The 14,690-nt window shown below is 66.9% G+C and carries 13 protein-coding genes; 5 read left to right on the top strand and 8 right to left on the bottom strand.

What is annotated here, in order from left to right:
* Window positions 1–29: 29 nt before the first annotated feature.
* A complete protein-coding gene (ilvA, locus tag KGQ91_RS04055) occupies window positions 30–1,832 on the bottom strand; it encodes a threonine ammonia-lyase, biosynthetic (RefSeq protein WP_318010243.1) in 1,803 nt (600 codons plus the stop codon).
* Here ilvA and rpiA point away from each other — a divergent pair.
* Complete coding sequence (rpiA, locus tag KGQ91_RS04060) at window positions 1,714–2,385, top strand: ribose-5-phosphate isomerase RpiA (protein WP_224420324.1); 672 nt, start codon at window positions 1,714–1,716, stop codon at window positions 2,383–2,385. The two genes, ilvA and rpiA, sit on opposite strands and share 119 nt — an antisense overlap.
* A gap of 1 nt (window position 2,386) precedes the next feature.
* On the opposite strand, the gene waaA is transcribed toward rpiA, so the two are convergent.
* From waaA to KGQ91_RS04075, 3 genes are read right to left on the bottom strand one after another with little or no spacing between them, the layout of a single operon-like run.
* Entirely contained in the window at window positions 2,387–3,679 is a 1,293-nt protein-coding gene (gene waaA / locus KGQ91_RS04065) for a lipid IV(A) 3-deoxy-D-manno-octulosonic acid transferase (protein ID WP_224420325.1), read from the bottom strand.
* A gap of 3 nt (window positions 3,680–3,682) precedes the next feature.
* Entirely contained in the window at window positions 3,683–5,113 is a 1,431-nt protein-coding gene (hldE, locus tag KGQ91_RS04070; RefSeq protein WP_224420326.1) for a bifunctional D-glycero-beta-D-manno-heptose-7-phosphate kinase/D-glycero-beta-D-manno-heptose 1-phosphate adenylyltransferase HldE, read from the bottom strand.
* Window positions 5,110–6,195 (bottom strand): glycosyltransferase family 9 protein, encoded by a 1,086-nt coding sequence (locus tag KGQ91_RS04075; protein WP_224420327.1) that lies wholly within the window; start codon window positions 6,193–6,195, stop codon window positions 5,110–5,112. The genes hldE and KGQ91_RS04075 overlap by 4 nt, the downstream gene beginning before the upstream one ends.
* A 19-nt stretch (window positions 6,196–6,214) precedes the next feature.
* Between KGQ91_RS04075 and KGQ91_RS04080 the strand changes: the two genes are divergently transcribed.
* A complete protein-coding gene (locus tag KGQ91_RS04080) occupies window positions 6,215–6,925 on the top strand; it encodes a 3-deoxy-D-manno-octulosonic acid kinase (protein WP_224416169.1) in 711 nt (236 codons plus the stop codon).
* 14 nt (window positions 6,926–6,939) lie between these two features.
* On the opposite strand, the gene KGQ91_RS04085 is transcribed toward KGQ91_RS04080, so the two are convergent.
* Window positions 6,940–7,542 carry a YrbL family protein gene (locus tag KGQ91_RS04085; RefSeq protein ID WP_224416168.1) on the bottom strand — a complete coding sequence of 201 codons (603 nt, stop codon included), beginning with the start codon at window positions 7,540–7,542 and terminating at the stop codon, window positions 6,940–6,942.
* Between the two features lie 357 nt (window positions 7,543–7,899).
* Between KGQ91_RS04085 and KGQ91_RS04090 the strand changes: the two genes are divergently transcribed.
* Entirely contained in the window at window positions 7,900–8,883 is a 984-nt protein-coding gene (locus KGQ91_RS04090; protein WP_224416167.1) for a glycosyltransferase family 9 protein, read from the top strand.
* Between the two features lie 115 nt (window positions 8,884–8,998).
* Here KGQ91_RS04090 and KGQ91_RS04095 read toward each other — a convergent pair whose 3' ends face one another.
* Window positions 8,999–10,048: a glycosyltransferase gene (locus tag KGQ91_RS04095; RefSeq protein WP_224416166.1), complete on the bottom strand. Its 1,050-nt coding sequence runs from the start codon at window positions 10,046–10,048 to the stop codon at window positions 8,999–9,001.
* 118 nt (window positions 10,049–10,166) lie between these two features.
* On the opposite strand from KGQ91_RS04095, the gene KGQ91_RS04100 reads away from it, so the two are divergent.
* Window positions 10,167–10,940 (top strand): glycosyltransferase family 2 protein, encoded by a 774-nt coding sequence (locus KGQ91_RS04100; protein WP_224416165.1) that lies wholly within the window; start codon window positions 10,167–10,169, stop codon window positions 10,938–10,940.
* 74 nt (window positions 10,941–11,014) lie between these two features.
* Complete coding sequence (locus tag KGQ91_RS04105) at window positions 11,015–12,592, top strand: sulfatase-like hydrolase/transferase (RefSeq protein WP_224416164.1); 1,578 nt, start codon at window positions 11,015–11,017, stop codon at window positions 12,590–12,592.
* Between the two features lie 47 nt (window positions 12,593–12,639).
* Here KGQ91_RS04105 and waaF read toward each other — a convergent pair whose 3' ends face one another.
* Both waaF and rfaD read right to left on the bottom strand, forming a co-directional pair.
* Entirely contained in the window at window positions 12,640–13,686 is a 1,047-nt protein-coding gene (waaF, locus tag KGQ91_RS04110) for a lipopolysaccharide heptosyltransferase II (protein ID WP_224416163.1), read from the bottom strand.
* Window positions 13,679–14,650 carry an ADP-glyceromanno-heptose 6-epimerase gene (gene rfaD, locus KGQ91_RS04115; protein ID WP_224416162.1) on the bottom strand — a complete coding sequence of 324 codons (972 nt, stop codon included), beginning with the start codon at window positions 14,648–14,650 and terminating at the stop codon, window positions 13,679–13,681. The genes waaF and rfaD overlap by 8 nt, the downstream gene beginning before the upstream one ends.
* Between the last annotated feature and the right edge of the window lie 40 nt (window positions 14,651–14,690).

Here is a 14,690-nt window from a genome sequence, read left to right on the forward strand (position 1 = left end):
CACCGGGGAAATGGCCCCGCCTTTGGGCGCTATTCCATGAATAGCCGGTAGGCCACGTTGTCGGTTTCCTTCCAGAAGCGATAGCCGATGCGCTCGAAATACTCCTCGACGTGTGCCCGATCGCCGTTGGGCACCTGCATGCCCACCAGCACGCGCCCGTAGGCGGCACCGTGGTTGCGATAATGGAACAGCGAGATGTTCCAGTCGGCCGGCAGGTGGGTGAGGAAGTTCATCAGCGCGCCGGGACGCTCGGGAAACTCGAAACGGTAGACCTCCTCCTCGAAGTGCTCCTTGGGGCGTCCGCCGCCGAGATGGCGGATATGCAGCTTGGCCAGCTCGTTGTCGGTGAGGTCCTCGACCGGGTAGCCGGCATCGCGCAGCTTGCGGATCACCTCGGCCCGGTCGTCGCCGCCCGGCTTGACCTGTACGCCGACGAAGATATGGGCGTGCTCGAGATCAGCGTAGCGGTAGTTGAACTCGGTGACCATGCGCTTGCCGATGATGCGGCAGAACTTCTTGAAGCTGCCCGGCCGCTCGGGAATCGTCACCGCCAGGATCGCCTCGCGCTGCTCGCCGAGTTCGGTGCGCTCGGCGATGTGCTGCAGGCGATCGAAGTTGGTATTGGCCCCGGAGTTGATGCAGACCAGCGTCTCGCCGGAGGCGCCGGTCTGCTGGATGTACTTCTTGAGCCCGGCCAGCGACAGCGCCCCGGAAGTCTCGGACACGGCGCGGGTGTCCTCGAAGATGTCCTTGACCGCGGCGCACATCTCGTCGGTATTGACGGTGATCACCTCATCGACCAACCCGCGCAGGATGGCGAAGGGCGCCTCGCCGATTTGGGCGACCGCGACCCCTTCGGCGAACACCCCGACCTGATCGAGCACCACCCGCTCGCCGGCCTCCAGGGCGGCCTTGAGGCAGGCGCTGTCCTCGGACTCGACGCCGATCACCTTGACCTCGGGGCGCAGGTACTTGACGTAGGCGGCGATGCCGGCGATCAGGCCGCCGCCACCCACCGGCACGAAGATCGCATCCAGGCGCCCGGCGTTCTGGCGCAGGATCTCCATGCCCACCGTGCCCTGGCCGGCGATCACGTCGATGTCATCGAAGGGCGGGATGTAGGTGTAGCCGTGCTCGGCGATCAGCGTCTGGGCATGTTCCTGCGCCTCGCTGAAGGCATCGCCCTTGAGCACCACCTTGGCGCCGCGGGCGCGCACCGCCTGGACCTTGATCTCCGGGGTGATGCGCGGCATCACGATCACCGCCTTCACGCCCAGCTGCCTGGCCGCCAGTGCCAGCCCCTGGGCGTGGTTGCCGGCGGAGGCGGCGATCACGCCCTTGGCCTTCTGCGCGTCACTGAGCAGGGCCATCTTGTTGTAGGCGCCGCGCACCTTGAAGGAGAAGACCGGCTGCAGATCCTCGCGCTTGATCAGAATCTGGTTGTCGAGACGGCGGGACAGGAAGGGAGCGGGAGAGAGGGGGGTTTCGCGGGCCGCCTCGTAAACGCGGGCCTGGAGTATCTTCTTGACGGTGTCTTCGAGCATCCTGGTTTCCTGAGAATCGCGCGTCGCGTGGGCCTTGCACCCGGAATGGTGAACATCTATTGGTAGCAGACTAAAGGGGAACTCGTCCAGTTGGCAGCGCCGGCCGTGCCATCCACAGCCGCCGCCGGCTCGCCTATAATGGCGCCGCCATCCACCAACGAGCGCCATCATGACCCAGGACGAACTCAAGCAGGCCGTCGCCGACGCCGCCATCGACGAGATCCGCCCGCTGCTCGCCGCCGACACGGTGATCGGTGTCGGCACCGGCTCCACCGCCAACCGCTTCATCGACGCGCTGGCCCGCCTCAAGCACGACTTCCGCGGCGCGGTGGCCAGTTCCGAGGCCACCGCCGAGCGCCTGCGCGGCCACGGCATCGAGGTCGTCGAGCTCAATCATGCCGGGCCGCTGCCCGTCTACGTCGACGGCGCCGACGAGATCAACGCACGCCTGGAGATGATCAAGGGCGGCGGCGCGGCGCTGACCCGCGAGAAGATCGTTGCCGCCTGCGCCGAGCGCTTCGTGTGCATCGCCGATGCCTCCAAGCGGGTCGAGGTGCTGGGCGGCTTCCCGCTGCCCATCGAGGTGATTCCGATGGCCCGCTCCTGCGTGGCCCGGGAACTGGTCAAGCTGGGCATGACGCCGGTCTATCGCGACGGCGTGGTCACCGACAACGGCAACCAGATCCTCGACTGCTACGATGCGCTGTTCGAGGAGCCCGCGCGGACCGAGGCCGAGCTCAACAACCTGGTCGGCGTGGTCACCAACGGCCTGTTCGCGCGGCGCGGCGCGGACGTGCTGCTGCTGGGCACCGCGCAGGGCGTGGAACGCTACACGCGCTGAGTCACGCCCCGGCGGGGCCCGCCAGCGCGCGCTCGAAGCGAGCACTCACGGCGCCCAGCGTCCGCGCCAGGGCGCCGCGGTTGGCGTCCACCACCGCCCGGCCGGCCTCGCCCAGGCGGCGGCGCGCCGCGTCATCGTCGAACAGCTGGATCAGTGCCTCGGCCAGCGCCTCGGCGTCGGCGACCTCGCGCCGCGCTCGGGCCTCGGCGAGCGTCGCGGCGATCTCGCGCAGGTTGTCGAGGTGAGGGCCACTGAGCACCGGGGTGCCCACCGCCGCCGGCTCGAGCAGGTTGTGCCCGCCCACCGCCACCAGGGAGCCGCCGACGAAGGCCGCGTCGGCGGCGGCATAGAAGTGCATCAGTTCGCCCATGGTGTCGCCGAGCAGCACGCGGGTGCCGGCGCCGGGGGCCTCGCCGCGGGAGCGACGCGCCACCCGCTCGCCCCGCGCCCGGCACAGCTCGGCCACCGCCTCGAAGCGCTGGGGGTGGCGGGGCACCAGCACCAGCAGCGCCTCGGGATAGCGCCGGCAGACGCGGGCATGCGCCGCCAGCACGGCCTCTTCTTCCCCGGGGTGGGTCGAGCCCGCCACCCACACGAAGCGCCGACCCCAGGTGGTTCGCAGGCGCTCACTTTCCTCGCGCAGCCGCGCATCGACCTGCAGGTCGAACTTGAGGGCACCGGTGACCTCGACACGCGCATCCGGACAGCCCAGCGCCCGGAAGCGTTCGGCATCGGCCGGCGCCTTGGCGCCGATCCAGTCGACGTGACGCAGCATGTCGCGACTCAGTGTGGCGAAGCGCCGATAGGTGCGAAAGGCGCCGTCGCTGAGCCGGCCGTTGGCGATCGCTACCGGCACGCCGTGAGCGGCACAGGCATGCAGCAGGTTGGGCCATAGCTCGGTCTCGGCGATGATCGCCAGGGTCGGCGCCAGCCTAGCGAGGAAGCGCCGCGTGGCGCCGGGGAAGTCCAGCGGCAGAAAGTGATGACTCACTTCGGTGCCGAACAGCGATTCGACGCGCGCCGCCCCGGTCGCCGTCATGGTGGTGACGACCAGATCGGCCTCGGGGTGCCGGGCCAGCAGCGCCCGGATCAGGGGAGCGGCGGTGACCACCTCGCCCACCGAGGCGGCATGCACCCACAGGCGCGGCCCGGGCGGGCGCGCCGGTATCAAGCCGAGCCGTTCGCCCCGCGGGCGAGTGGGCACCGACTCACGCCAGATACGCCGCCAGATCAGGGGCGAGGCCAGGTACAGGGCGCCGTCGTAGGCGGCGCGAACCCAGTCGGCACGGCGCACGACTCAGCGCTCGCGGTCGAGGATGGTGCCAATCATGGCGGTGGTGGAGACACCGTCCTCGAAGCCCAGCACGCGCACCTCGCCGCCGTTGGCGATGACCGCCTCGCCGCCGGCGATCGCCTCGGGGCGATAGTCGCCGCCCTTGACCAGCACGTCGGGCAGCACCGCGCCGATCAGCGCGGCCGGGGTATCATCGCTGAAGGGCACCACCCAGTCGACCGCCTGCAGCCCGGCCAGCACCTGCATGCGCCGCTCGAGCGGGTTGATCGGCCGGCGCGGTCCCTTGAGGCGTGCCACGGAGGCGTCGTCGTTGACCGCCACGATCAGCCGGTCGCCGAGTGCACGGGCCTGCTCGAGGTAGGCGACATGGCCGGCATGCAGGATGTCGAAGCAGCCGTTGGTCATCACCACCCGCTCGCCGCGGGCCTGGGCGGCACGCACCGCCTCGCGCAGCGCCGCGGGCTGGATGGCCCCGAACTCGGCGAGCTTGTCGCCGTGCAGGGCAGTGTAGAGCTCGGCGATCGACAGCGTCGCGGTGCCCGGCTTGGCCACCACCAGCCCGGCGGCCAGGTTGGCCAGCGTCATCGCCTCGGGGAAGGCGTGGCCGGCGGCCAGCGCCAGGCCCAGCACGCCGATCACGGTGTCGCCGGCGCCGGTGACGTCGAAGACTCCGCGCGCCCGGGTCGGCAGGTGAAGCGGCGCGTGATCGGCGCGGATCAGGGTCATGCCCTTCTCGCTGCGGGTGATCAGCAAGGCCTCGAGCTCGAGCTCGGCGCGCAGCCGCTCGCCCTTCTCGGCCAGCTCGACCTCGTCACGGCAGGGACCGACGACCGCCTCGAACTCGCCGAGGTTGGGGGTGATCACGCTGGCGCCGCGGTAGCGACGGAAGTCGCGCCCCTTGGGGTCGACCAGCACGCGCTTGCCGGCGGCCCGGACCATGCCGATCAGCGCCTCGACGCGTCCCAGCGTGCCCTTGCCGTAGTCGGAGAGGATGACCAGATCGGTTTCCGCCAGCGCCGTCTCGACGCGGGCCAGCAGCTCCGTGGTGTCGACCTCGGCCAGGGACTCCTCGAAGTCCAGGCGGATCAGCTGCTGATTGCGACTCATCACCCGCAGCTTGGTGATGGTCGGAATCGCGGCGCTGGACTGAAAGTGAGTCTTCACGTCACAGGCATCGAGACAGCGCGCCAGCAGCCGCGCATTGTCGTCGTCGCCGACCAGGCCGGCCAGCGCCGCGTGGCCTCCCAGCGAGGCGATGTTGAGCGCCACGTTGGCCGCGCCGCCGGGGCGATCCTCGGCCTCGCCGACCCGCACCACCGGTACCGGCGCTTCCGGCGAGATGCGCGAGGTGCCGCCATGCCAGTAACGGTCGAGCATCACGTCACCCACCACCAGCAGGCGGGCCTGTTCCAGGGCGGTCAGGTCGAACTTCATCGGGCAACTCCGGCAGCAGGGTCGGTGGACGCCAGCAGCGCATCGGCGCGTGCCGTCACGTCCTCGGTACGGATCAGGCTCATGGCATCGGGATGGCGCACCCGCTGCCCCCAGGGGACCTCATCGGGGGCCTTGTGCAGGAAGGTGCGCACGGCATCCGGGTAGCGGTTGACCACCGCCTGCCGCCAGCAGTAGGGGGCGGCCCGATCGGGGTTGGTGGTGGCGTAGAGGCCGACGGTGGGCCGGCCCAGGGCGTTGGCCATGTGCACCGGCCCCGAGTCCGGCGCGATCACCAGCCGGGCCTGGTCGATCAGTGCCAGCAGGCCCTTCAGCGAGCTGCCGCCGATGGCGTCGATCACGGCCTCGGCGTCGACCAGGGCGCGGATGCGCTCGCCCATCTCGCGTTCCTGAACGCTGCCGCCGCCGGTCAGCACGCTCTTCAGACCATGCTGGCTCCACAGATGCTCGATCACGCTGGCATAGCCCTCGGCCGACCAGTTGCGGAAGTTGCGCAGCCGCGGGTTGGCGCAGGGACTGATCAGCGCATAGGCGGCCTCGCCGGAGAGACGCCGGGCCTCGTGACGGGCCGCCTCGGGGATCGGCAGATCCCAGCGCGGGCGCGTGTCCTCGACCCCCAGCAGCCGCGCGAAGTCCATGAACGACTCGAGCACGTGGGCCCGCTCGCGGGGGGCGATCTGGCGGTGCGTGAACCAGTGCTGGGCATCCTTGGCCCGGGCCTTGTCATAGCCCACCCGAACCCCGGCCTTGAGGCCCAGCGACAGCACGCTGGCACGCAATGCCTGCTGCATGTGCAGCAGCACGTCGAAGCGGGTGTCGGCGAGCTGGCGCCAGATCGCCCGCATCCCGGCCAGCCCGGTCGCCTTGTCGTAGACGACGAACTCGACCCCGGAAAGGCCGGTCAGTAGACTGTGCTCCCCCTTGCCGATGATCCAGGTGATCCGGACATCGGGCCACTGGCGCTGCAGGGCACGCACGGTGGGCACCAGGTTGCAGACATCGCCCAGCGCGGAAAGTCGCAGTATCGCGATGTGCGCGGGCCGGGCAGGCAGAGGATGCTTCATGCGGTTGGCAACGTTTCGGATGGGAAAAGATTTCATCTTACATGATGCCGGCATTCTATGGGACGCCGAGCGGCCGCCACAAATCAGCCCGGCCTGGTTCAGCAGCGCCTTCTGGAAGGCGCGCGATGCCATCACCGGCCAGGCCCCGGGCCGCGGTGCCAGCCTGTTCGTCGATGCCGCGGCGGTGGGCGTGGCCGACGAAACCTGGGTACTGCGACCGTACCGCCGTGGCGGCCAGGCCGCACGGTTCAGCGAGGACCACTACCTGTGGACCGGGGCCGAGCGCTCCCGCGCCTTCCGCGAACTGCGCCTGACCGCGACGCTGCACGCGCAGGGCCTGCCGGTCCCCCGCCCGGTGGCGGCCTGGGTCCACCGCCATCGCATCAGCTATCGCGCCGCCCTGCTGACGGTGATGCTGCCCGCTGCCCGCGCGCTGGCCGACTGCCTGACCGATGCCGATCCGGCGCTGCTCGAGCGTGTCGGCGCCACCCTTCGTCGCTTCCACGACGCCGGGCTCGATCATGTCGATCTCAATGCCCGCAACCTGCTGATCACCCCCGACGAGCGCATCTGGCTGATCGACCTCGACCGCTGCCGGCTGCGCCGCCCCGGCGGCTGGCGGCAGCGCAACCTGAAGCGGCTGGAGCGGTCACTCGGGAAGTTTTCGACGACCGCGGCCGACGACATGGCCGCCGTCGCCAGGGGGTATCGCGCCGCCTCGCCAGCGTGAGGCCGGCCCGGCCATCAGGCGGCGAGGGCGGTGCGGGTCCGGCGCTCGAAGCGCCGCCACTGGCGATTCACCTTGCGGCGCCCCAGGAAGGAGACGTGCGACGCCAGCTTGATGAAGTCCCGGTCGCCGATGCCATCCACGACATAGAGGTGCAGCCCCTCCCCGTCGGCCTCCGCGAGGATATTGCTGATGTGCAGATCGCTGCTGAAGATGCGGTTGCGAAGCAGGTAGTCATGCAGTTCCCGGAAGGCCGGTCGCAGCTCGTCCAGCGAGACCTGCCGATGCGCCAGCAGGGCCTCCACGCTAGGCAGCGGCCGCTGCCAGTCATCCTGAAGCAGGTCGAAGACCAGCCCCGGCCCGCGGTCCGTGGTGACCCAGCCGTGACAGCGCGGCAGGTGCGACCAGTCGACCCGGCGCCTGGCCAGGGTACGGAAGTACGCAAAATCCTTGGCATTCTGGTGCTTCAGATTCTGCCTGCGATGCGTCACCTTGATGCACAGATCCGTCCTGTCCGGATGGCGGTAACACTCCCTCTCCGTTCCCCGGCCGACGAGCAGGCCATCGTGCAGGGGCAGCTCGCCACGGTCTCCTTGCGGCGTCCGGCACGTCTCAAGCATAGCGATCCCTCAACGTCAGGACGTGACAGATCGCTAAATCTTAAGACAGCCTTAAGAAAAATTAAAGGTAGCAGACTAAATAAATCGGCAGACCGACAGGCCGAGCCACTCGCGGTACCGCTCGTCGGCCTCGTCGGCAAGATCAGAGAGCTTCTTACACAGCCTCAAGGTCGAGGCAATCCATGGCAAACAGTTCGCGGCCCGATGGGTAAGATCAGATCGTCCGCATCCCGAGCAGCCGGTCGACTTATCGTAGACAATGAACTCGACCCCGGATCGGTCTATTAGTAGACTATCATCCCCCCCCTATTTTTAAGCGATTCAAAGTAACTGCGAAAGCTGCAAGAAACATAACTTATGAGCGATTTTATGAAAAATGTGATTGGAATTTTTATCCGAAGCCGCCCTTTCTTTGGCTCTCAAATCACAACCTTACCCGCACTCTACTACCTAAAAAAAACCTACAACAATAACCCTATAAATTTATTCAGCAGATACGAGCTATCTTGGTTTTATGAGCAATGCCCATGGGTCGAAAGCTTCAGTTTTTCCAAAAACATACTCAGCGACTTGAGAGTTTTTCCAAAAAATTGTCATTTGCTAGTCTCTTTCCAACCATCTTCAGAAAGCCAGTCCATTGTAAAATTCATAAAGAGGCCTTCAGAAGCAATTGGATTCAAGCGAAAACAAGGAATATTTAGTCCATCATGGGACTTTGAGATACCTTTTAACGATAGTGAATATCGTGCTTCCCACTATCTTCGCCTTGTTAGCAAAAACAAACTAGACAAAAACTCAACTGAATTACCCCAACATCTTTCAGCTCCTTTTCATGAACTGGCAAAACACTCCAAGTATCCTATAAGCTATACTCCTTCGAGTACACGCATCGCTATAATGCCAGGAGGTGGAGCCGGAAACTTCAAGAAATGGGGATTGAAGAACTACTTAGAGCTTATAAATGCCATACGGGAAAACCATGGATCCGACATTATCTTTGACATTATCCTTGGGCCAAGTGAAACGGAAGAATTAAGCACTCTTAAAAAACAAAAAGCTAATTACATAAATCTTCACCACAACCTATCCCTTCCTGACCTCAGCAAAGTTGTGAATTTCTCACAACTTGTCATTGCGAATGACTGCGGCCCATCACATATTGCCCAATGCCTATCAAAACCTTATATAGGAATTTACGACAAACTTAAGCCAGAATGGATTTTTCAACACGCCGACTCAAAAATACTCACTCCCCCAACCGACAGCGCCCCTATATCATCCATTTCGGTAGAAACTGTTAAAGCTCATTTCTCAAACATGATATCACGCCTCTATAATTAAACCTGCACCTAGTCTCATAGAATACCCCAATGCTTTAATAACAGAGCCAGTGCTTTACCTGATTTATCAGAGGGGTGGAAAATCGTCAAAGCATCATCCAAGTGAACAGGCACTCTCAGGATCGGGCCACCCTCTCATACCGGAAAAGATAAGCGGCCGCCATCTGACGCGGGCTGAAGGCCTCCGCGCGGCGTCGCCCCCCGGTCGCGAGCTCGCGCCTCAGGGCGTTGTCATCATGGAGTCGCGCCAGGGCCTGCGCCAGGGCCTCGGCGTCACCCGCCTCGACCAGCAGGCCGGTTTCCCCGTCCGTGACCAGATCGGGGATTCCGCCGACGCGGGAGGCGACGACAGGCACCTCGCAGGCCATCACGTCCAGCAGCACCGATCCCAGCCCCTCGTTGCGCGAGGGGAAGGCGAACACGTCGAAACCGGCGATGTAGTCGACGACGTTGTCCTTGAAGCCCAGCCAGAACACGTTGTCCTGATCGCGGGATTCCGCCTGCAGCGCCTCGCCGTCCGCCCCGGCGCCCAGGAACACGAAGGCCATGTCGGGACAGCGTGTCTCGAGCCGGCGCGCCGCTTCCAGCAGCACACGCTGTCCCTTGTGGCGGTCGACCAGCGCCCCGGCGTGGCCGACGAGGAAGAGGCCGGCTTTCCGGCGGCCGGCGAATGACTCGCGGAAGGCCCGCGTCCTGGCCGGATCCGGCACCGGATCGGAATGGGCGCTGGGGATCCGCTCGACCGGCCCCCAGCCACGGGCGACCAGCTGCGCCTGGATGACCCGGGAGATCGCGACCCGACTGGCGGCGTGCCGATAGCTCCAGCGGTTGAGGGGCCTGTCGCCCACCGGCGTGTCCACCCGTCGCGTGATGACATAGGGCACCCGGCGCAGGCACCAGTGCAGCCAGGCCCAGTGGACGGCCTTGGCTTCATGGGCATGCACCACGTCCACCCGGCCGACGGCGCCATGCCCCGCCAGCTGATGGTCCGCGGTAACGACCGTCACACCGTTCACCCCGGCCAGCCTGTCACGCAGCGGCGAGTCCCGCCGACACACCAGCACCTGCTGGATGTGGTCGCAGCCCGCCAGCGCCTCGATCAGCAGCAGCGTCTGTCGCTCCCCGCCACGAAAGCCCTTGGCCAGATTCACATGCAGGATCTTCAAGACGTTACCCAGCGCGTGTCAGTTGCTATCATCGGAACGCGCCGGGCGGCGAGCCGGCCGGCGCATTTCCGCATTCGGTCCACGGTCAGCGACCGCCCACGATTCCCGAGACGTCGTCATGCAGCCCATCACCGGTATCGTCATCACGCTCAACGAGGCGGACAACATCGTCGACTGCCTGCGCTCGCTCAAGCGGGTGTGCGACGAGCTGATCGTCGTCGACTCGCTCAGCGAGGATAACACGGTCGCCCTGGCCGAGGCGGAAGGTGCCACGGTGATCGCCCAGGCCTATCTGGGTGACGGGCCGCAGAAGGCCCACGGGGTGCCGTTCGCGCGCCACGACTGGATCCTGGCGCTGGATGCCGACGAGCGCCTGGATGACGACGCCGTCGCCCTGATCGAACGCCTGGCGCTCGACGATCCGAACACGGCCTATGCCTTCCGCCGCAAGAACTACGTGGGGAAACACTGGATCCGCGCCGCCGGCTTCTACCCGGATGCCGTGACCCGGCTGTACAACCGCACCACCGCCGGCTACCTGCCCAAGAAGGCGCATTCGTCGGTCCGGGCCCCGCGGGTCGAGCAGACCCGGGCCCACCTGCATCACTTCACCTATACCGACCTGTCCCACTGGATCCGGCGCATCGACGCGCTCTCGACCCGCGACGCCTGGGCGATGAAGGAACGCGGCGTCGCCCCCTCGGCCGTCCGCCCGACGCTGCATGCCGGCATCGCCGCCCTGCGCAAGTGCCTGCTCAAGGGCGGCATCCTTCAGGGCGCCGACGGCATGCTGGTGACACTGACCACGGCCTTTCGTACCTACATGAAGTACGCCAAGCTCAACGAGCTCCACGAGAACGAGACGCCGCCCCCCACCGGCGATGCACCGTGACCCTGCCGCCGCGGTTATGACAACCGGGCTGCGCGCTTGCTAACCTGACGACATTGCCTGAAAGGATTCTCGCGATGTCGATTCGATTGCCTGCCCGCCGCTGGTGGGCACTGGGCTATCTGGGGCTGTGCATCGGTTACACGGCGACCACGGCCCTGGCCCTGCGCCATGCATGGACGCTGGCGGCTCTCCTGCTCTGGCTGGGGCTGGCCTGGCTGTTCCGCTGGGGGGACCCGCCCCACGCCCGCCGGGCCGCGAAAGCCTGGCCCTGGTCATTGCTGCCGCTGGCATTGTGGTGGGTCTACCTGTACCTGGCCGACACCTTCGGCAAGGTCGATGTCGGTGCGGTGGCCTTCCACCTCCAGGCCGGTATCGGCGAGAACGGCAGCGGCGAGCGCATCATCGCCGCCGTGGTCTACACCCTGGCCGGGCTGGTGATGCTCGGGGTCGTCACCTGGCTGGTCCGCGCGGATCACCGCTGGCGTCTGCTGGAGCGGCCGCTGGTGCTCTTCCTGCTGGCCTTTAACCCGCTGCTGTTCGGCCTCACCCTGCAGGGGGCCTCGATCGTCGCCGACGACGGCGCCTGGCTGGAGCGCCGCTACACGCCGCCGCGCATCGCCGCGCGCCCCGCCGACCCGCCCGATCTGATCTATCTGTACCTGGAAAGCACCGAGGCCACCTATGCGGACCGCGCGCGCTTCGGCGACGCCTACGCCGACCTGCGCAAACTCGGCGAGTCGGGGCTGGTATTCCACGGCATCCGCCAGCTCGACAACACCGGCTGGACCATGGCGGGGATGATCGCCAGCCAGTGCGGCACGCCGCTGATGCCGGCCGGGCTGATGCACGACAGCCAGTTCGAACCGCTGGAGCATGTGGTGCCGGGCGTCGACTGCCTGGGCGACCTGCTCGCCGACCAGGGCTATCACCTGACCTTCATGGGTGGCGCGAGCAACCAGTTCGCCGGCAAGGGGCTCTACTATCGCGAGCACGGCTTCGAGACCGTGCTCGGCCGCGACACGCTGCGCGGGCAACTGACCGATCCCGACTACCTCAACAGCTGGGGGCTCTACGACGACACGCTGCTCGACATGGCCGTCGACCGCATCCGTGATCTCAAGGCGCAACCGCAGCCCTTCGGCCTGTTCACCCTCACCCTGTCCGCTCATCCTCCCTACGGCCACCCGGCCCGCGCCTGCCGCGACCGCCAGGGCGCCTTCGACGGCGAGGACATCCTCTACTCGGTGAAGTGCACCGGCTGGCTGGCGCGACGCTTCGTCGAGCGGCTGCGTCGCGAGGGGCTGCTCGACAACACCCTGATGGTGGTGGCCAGCGATCACCTGTCGATGAAGAACTCTGCCTGGCAGTCGTTGATCGCCGGCCCCCGGGAGAACACCCTGATGCTGTTCGGCGACGGCATCCGCCCGGGCACGGTGCGGCGCGAGGCCTCGATGGTGGACGTGCTGCCCACCCTGCTCGAGGCGATGGGCTTCACGCTCCCCACCCACCGCGCCGGCCTGGGCGCCTCGCTGCTGTCGCCGGCCCGCACCCTGGTCGAGCGCCATGGCGTCGAGTCGCTCAACGAGCGCCTGCGCGCGGAGCGGGCCCTGCAGCGACGGCTGTGGCAGACCCCGTCGACAGAGTCCCCGTGAGGGCGACGCGCGGTGCCGGCCACGTCCGGCGATGGCCGCCATGACGATCAGCCCTGGCGGGCGATCGTCCGGCTGTCGCCGGTGATGGCCCGGAGCAGGCGCTCGGGCCGGATATGGTTGAGGCAGTTGGTATGACCCAGCGGGCAGGTGCGCTGGAAACAGGGCGAGCAGTCCAGCGCCAGGTAGTGGATCTCGGCGTTGTCGGTGAGCGGCGGCGTGTAGGCGGGCGACGACGAGCCGTAGATCGCCTGGACCCGGGTGCCGACGGCGGCGGCGACATGCATCAGCCCGGAGTCGTTGGTCACCACCTGCTCGCAGGCGGCCAGCAGGTCGACGGCATCGGCAAGGCGGGTGCGGCCGCAGAGGTTGACGACGTGATCGAGCCCCTGAGCGATGGCATTGCCGTCCTCGGCGTCCCCGGGGCCGCCCAGCACCCACACGGCATGGCCCGCCGCGGTCAGCGACGCGGCCAGTTCGCGGAAGTACGCGAGCGGCCACTGCTTGGCGGGCCCGTACTCGGCGCCCGGCATCAGGCCGATCGTCGGTCGCCCCTCGCCCAGTTCGAGCGTCTCGCGCAGCCGCTGCTGGTTGCCGGGGTCGACCCGCAGGCAAGGAGCGGGGATCGGAAAGTCGCCCGCTTCGGCCTCGGCGGCATCGCGTCCCAGCGAGACGAAGCGCTTGACGGTCTGGTCGAGCACGCGCTTGTCGAGCCGGCGGCGCTCGGGGAGCAGCACCACGCGCTGCTCGCCGGTGAAGCCGACCCGCTCGGGAATCCGTGCCAGGAACGGCACCAGCGCCGACTTCCACGAGCGCGGCAACACGATCGCCCGGTCGAAGCGCCCCCTGAGCGAACGGGCCACCTCCCGGCGCGTCGCCCACCCGAATTCGCCGTGGCCGACGTCGAGGGCGATCGCCTCGTCGACCTCGGGCATGCGCTCGAGGATCGGCAGCGACCAGCCCGGCGCCAGCACGCCGAGGTAAGCATCGGGATGGCGCTGCTTGAGGGTCATGAACAGGCTCTGCGCCATCACCATGTCGCCGACCCAGGACGGACCGACGACCAGCAGGCGCGGCGGCACGCGGCGATCACCCATGCAGCCAGTCCAGATAGGCCCGCACGCCCTCGCCCACGGTCCTGAACTCGGCCGTGTAGCCGGCCTCGCGCAGGCGCGTGATATCCGCGCGCGTGTAGCTCTGGTAGCGGCCCTTGAGTCCCTCGGGAAAGTCGATGTACTCGATCTCGCTCTTGGCCACGCCCTTGCTCGAGTAGTAGTCGATCACCGTCTCGGCGATCGCCTTGAAGGGCTCGGCCCGGCCGGTGCCCAGGTTGAAGATGCCGGAGACCTCGGGGTTGTCGAGGAACCACAGGTTGACGTCCACCACATCACCCACGTAGACGAAGTCGCGGCTCTGCATGCCGGCATCAAAGCCGTCCCAGGCCCCGAACAGCTTCGGATTCTCGCCCGCCTGTACCTGAGTGTGATGATGGAAGGCCACGCTGGCCATCTTGCCCTTGTGCTGCTCGCGGGGACCGTAGACGTTGAAGTAGCGAAAGCCGACGACCTGGCTGGTGAAGTCGTCCCAGCGGGCCCGCACGTACTGGTCGAAGAGCAGCTTGGAGTAACCGTAGACGTTGAGCGGCTTCTCGTGCTCCGGCGCCTCGACGAACACCTCGCTGCCGCCGTAGGTGGCCGCCGACGAGGCATAGAGGAAGGGGATGCGCTTGTGCTGGCAGTAGTGCAGCAGCACCTTGGAATACTCGAAGTTGTTGTCGAGCATGAACTTGCCGTCCCACTCGGTGGTGTCCGAGCAGGCGCCCTCGTGGAAGATCGCCTCGATCGGCGGCAGGCCGGCGGACTCGCCGCGCAGCTCGGCCTTCACCCGCGCCAGGAAGTCGTCCTTGTCGAGGTAGTCCCCCAGGGTACAGTCGGCCAGATTGACGAACTGGGTACCGTCCGTCAGGTCGTCGACCACCAGCACGTCATCGTGGCCGCGCGCGTTGAGCGCCTTCACCAGATTGGCGCCGATGAACCCGGCGCCGCCCGTCACTACGATCATTTCAGCAATCCTCTGTGGCATGAGCGTCCCGCGCCGCCCG

The organism is Modicisalibacter tunisiensis (assembly GCF_020148005.1).
Taxonomy (GTDB): domain Bacteria; phylum Pseudomonadota; class Gammaproteobacteria; order Pseudomonadales; family Halomonadaceae; genus Modicisalibacter; species Modicisalibacter tunisiensis.